Source organism: Cryomorphaceae bacterium (genome assembly GCA_007695365.1).
In the GTDB taxonomy this organism is placed as follows: Bacteria; Bacteroidota; Bacteroidia; order Flavobacteriales_D; family SKUL01; genus SKUL01.
The window spans coordinates 1-3,035 of record REDV01000103.1 but is presented as its reverse complement, the minus strand read 5'-3'; the positions used below and the strand labels follow the sequence as shown (position 1 = coordinate 3,035).

Here is a 3,035-nt window from a genome sequence, read left to right as displayed (position 1 = left end):
CCCCCTCTCGCGCAAGCATTAGCGCAGCGGTGCTTGTGTGCCGAAACCAAAAATTCGTAAATTCAAAACATGAGCGTTCGGTACAAATTTCGTGATCAAAACCAGTTATACTTTGTAAGCTTCGCGGTAGTTTATTGGATAGATGTCTTTGTAAGAAACGAATACAAGGATATTCTCCTCGACAGTTTGAGTTTCTGTCAGAATCAAAAAGGCCTGGATGTATATGCCTGGTGCATAATGACAAGTCATGTTCATTTAATCATTGGAACACACCAGGAAAAGCTCGAGAACATCATGCGGGATTTTAAGAGTCATACTTCAAGAGAGTTGAAGAAAGAAATCAAAAACAATATCCAGGAAAGCAGAAAAGATTGGATGCTTTGGCTGATGGAACGGGCGGGAAAGAAAAACAGTAATAACAAGTCATTTCAGTTCTGGCAGCAAGACAATCACCCTATTGAGCTATGGGATAACTACATTCTCAATCAAAAGCTAGATTACATTCACAATAACCCGGTGGTGGCGGGATTTGTCAGCCGTCCGGAGGATTATGTTTATAGCAGCGCGCGCGATTACGCCGCAGAAAAAGGGCTGTTGGATATCAGGTTAATCGAATGAGACTTTCACACAAGCACCGCTGCGCTAATGCTTGCGCGAGACAGGGGGATTAAAACAGAAGGTTTGTGAAGGTAAGCAGAGCTTACTGGATTAAATGCCCCACGAAGCAGAGCTTCGCGGGTACGGCGGGGGTTTTTGCTTTCTTCCTTTTCAGAATTCGTAACCATGCCTGGTCCCCATTGTCTAATTGTCTAATCGGCCAATCGGCCAATCGTCTCATCACCCCCTTCTCCTATACACCCACACCTGCTTGCCGTCCGATAAAAACAGCATATTCTTTACCACCAAAGCATTTTTCAGGTTGGGGTGGGGGAGGTCTATCACGGCTTCCTGAAAAGTTCTCAGATTGTACTGGCGCAGTTGGTTGTCTCTCAGGTACAGAATAAACTGATCGGTAACCTGAAAATAATCGAGTCCGGAAATGGGAATCTGCTTGAAGTACGTGCCGAAAATATCAAACACCAAAATACCCGTTTCGGGGTTGTTGACGTACAGCCAATTGTTGTGCTCCACCATAAAGGTGGGGTTGATATCAAAACCCACCAGTTGCGATACATTCCCCGAAGAGCGCACCCTTCGGAATGACATATCGGTGCGCACCAGCTCAAAATTCTGCATGTCAAAAAACCAGTAGTGGTTGTCAATGGATTTGCAGGCGGCTGTAACCCAGTTGAGGTGTTTATTGCTTAACTTGGTGGGGTTTCCCTGCATGCTCAGGGTGTTGTCGAGAATAACGATGCTGTTTAATTCCCGGAAAAAAAGCATCGGTTTGAGCGAAAAATTAAAATCGGCCGTGGTGATGTTTCCGAGGTTCATCTGGCTGTTTTTGAATAGCATCTTGCCTCCGGGCTGGTACATCTCGAGCCCGCTGTCGCGAATGAGGTAAAAGTTTTGCAGGTTATCTGCCCACATCAGGTCGTGGCTTTTTTCGGTGGTGGAGAGCAGTTCGTAGCCGGTTTCCTCCCAGTTGGATTGCCCCCAGGCTGTTCCAAAGGATGCAATCAATAGCGCAAAAATCAGGTGCTTCATGCTTGCGGGTTTACCAAATGCTGTTCCAGAATTTCGTCCAGAAAACGGCGGTCGTTGCTGAGCCTTGGTATTTTATGCTGGCCTCCAAGTTTGTTGTTTCGCTTCAGCCAGTTGTAAAAGGTGCCCCTTGCCGCCACGTGCAACACGGGTCGGGCAATGCTCAAGTCGTTGCTTCGCTTGGCGTCGTAATCAGAGTTTACCTGGCGCAATCTGGTATCCAGCACGTCCACAAATTGCCCAAGGTCTGCTGGTGGACGCTCAAACTCAATGAGCCATTCGTGTCCGCTGGCTCCACCATTGCTCATGTAAATGGGCCCCGCTGTAAATTCTGCTATGGCTGCACCGGTGGCTTCGCACGCCGCACGCAAACCTTCCTCGGCATTTTCAATGATCAGCTCTTCGCCAAAGGCATTGATAAAATGCTTGGTACGCCCGCTAACCACCATGCGGTAGGGCGCCACGCTGGTGAATTTAATCGTATCGCCGATTTTGTAACGCCACAAACCGGAGTTGGTGGAGATCACCAACGCGTATTGTACTCCGGTGGTCACCTCCTCAAGGGTGAGCGTGCGAGGATGCTCTTTGTCCCACTCTTCCATGGGAATAAACTCATAGTAAATGCCGTAATCCAGCGTGAGGAGCATATCCTCCACATTGTTTCGGTCTTGAATGCCAAAGTAACCTTCCGACGCATTGTAGCTCTGGTAGTAGTGCATGTTGCCGCTGATGAGCTGCTTGTATTGCGTTTCATACGGCTTGAAACTCACTCCGCCGTGCATAAACAACTCGAGATTGGGCCACACTTCGCGGATGTCGGTTTTTCCGGTGATTTCCAGAATGCGCTTGAGCAAGACCAGCGTCCACGACGGAACGCCAATCATGGTGCTCACATCTTCGCGCATGGTGAGTTGAGCGATGCGTTCAATCTTTTCTTCCCAGTTTTCCATCAGCGCGGTGCTTCTGTCGGGAATGCGTTTGAACTCGGCCCAAATGGGAAGGTTTTTGAGAATAATGGCCGACAAATCGCCGGTGTACGAATCGTCGTTGCGGTAGGGGTTGGGAAACGCGCTGCCGCCCATGGAAAGGGTTTTACCGCTGTAAGGCGCTGCGTCGGGGTTGTTGTGGTAGTAGCATGCAGCGAGGTCTTTACCGCCTTTGAGGTGGCAATCTTCAATAGACTCGCGGCTTACGGGCAAATACTTGCTGCGCGCCGCGGTAGTGCCCGATGATTTCGCAAACCAACTAATTTCCGACGGCCATAAGAGGTTTTGCTCGCCTTTCATGATGCGCTCAATCCAAGGCTGCAAACTTTCATAGCTCTGCAGCGGCACCCGTTCGCGAAACTCTTCCCTGCTGCTGATTTCACCATAGCCGAATTGCTTGCCCCA

3 protein-coding genes are annotated in these 3,035 nt (G+C 49.2%); 1 reads left to right on the top strand and 2 read right to left on the bottom strand.

From position 1 onward, the window contains the following. Positions 1 to 69 precede the first annotated feature (69 nt). The gene (locus tag EA392_11200; protein TVR38057.1) at positions 70 to 618 is read left to right on the top strand and encodes a transposase; all 549 of its coding nucleotides are present in this window, start codon (positions 70 to 72) and stop codon (positions 616 to 618) included. A 219-nt stretch (positions 619 to 837) separates the two neighbouring features. Here the strand turns inward: EA392_11200 and EA392_11195 are convergent, their stop codons facing one another. Beyond that, positions 838 to 1,647 carry a hypothetical protein gene (locus EA392_11195; GenBank protein TVR38056.1) on the bottom strand — a complete coding sequence of 270 codons (810 nt, stop codon included), beginning with the start codon at positions 1,645 to 1,647 and terminating at the stop codon, positions 838 to 840. After that, on the bottom strand, positions 1,644 to 3,035 hold a 1,392-nt coding region (locus tag EA392_11190; GenBank protein ID TVR38055.1), incomplete at its 5' end, for a hypothetical protein. The genes EA392_11190 and EA392_11195, both read right to left, overlap by 4 nt.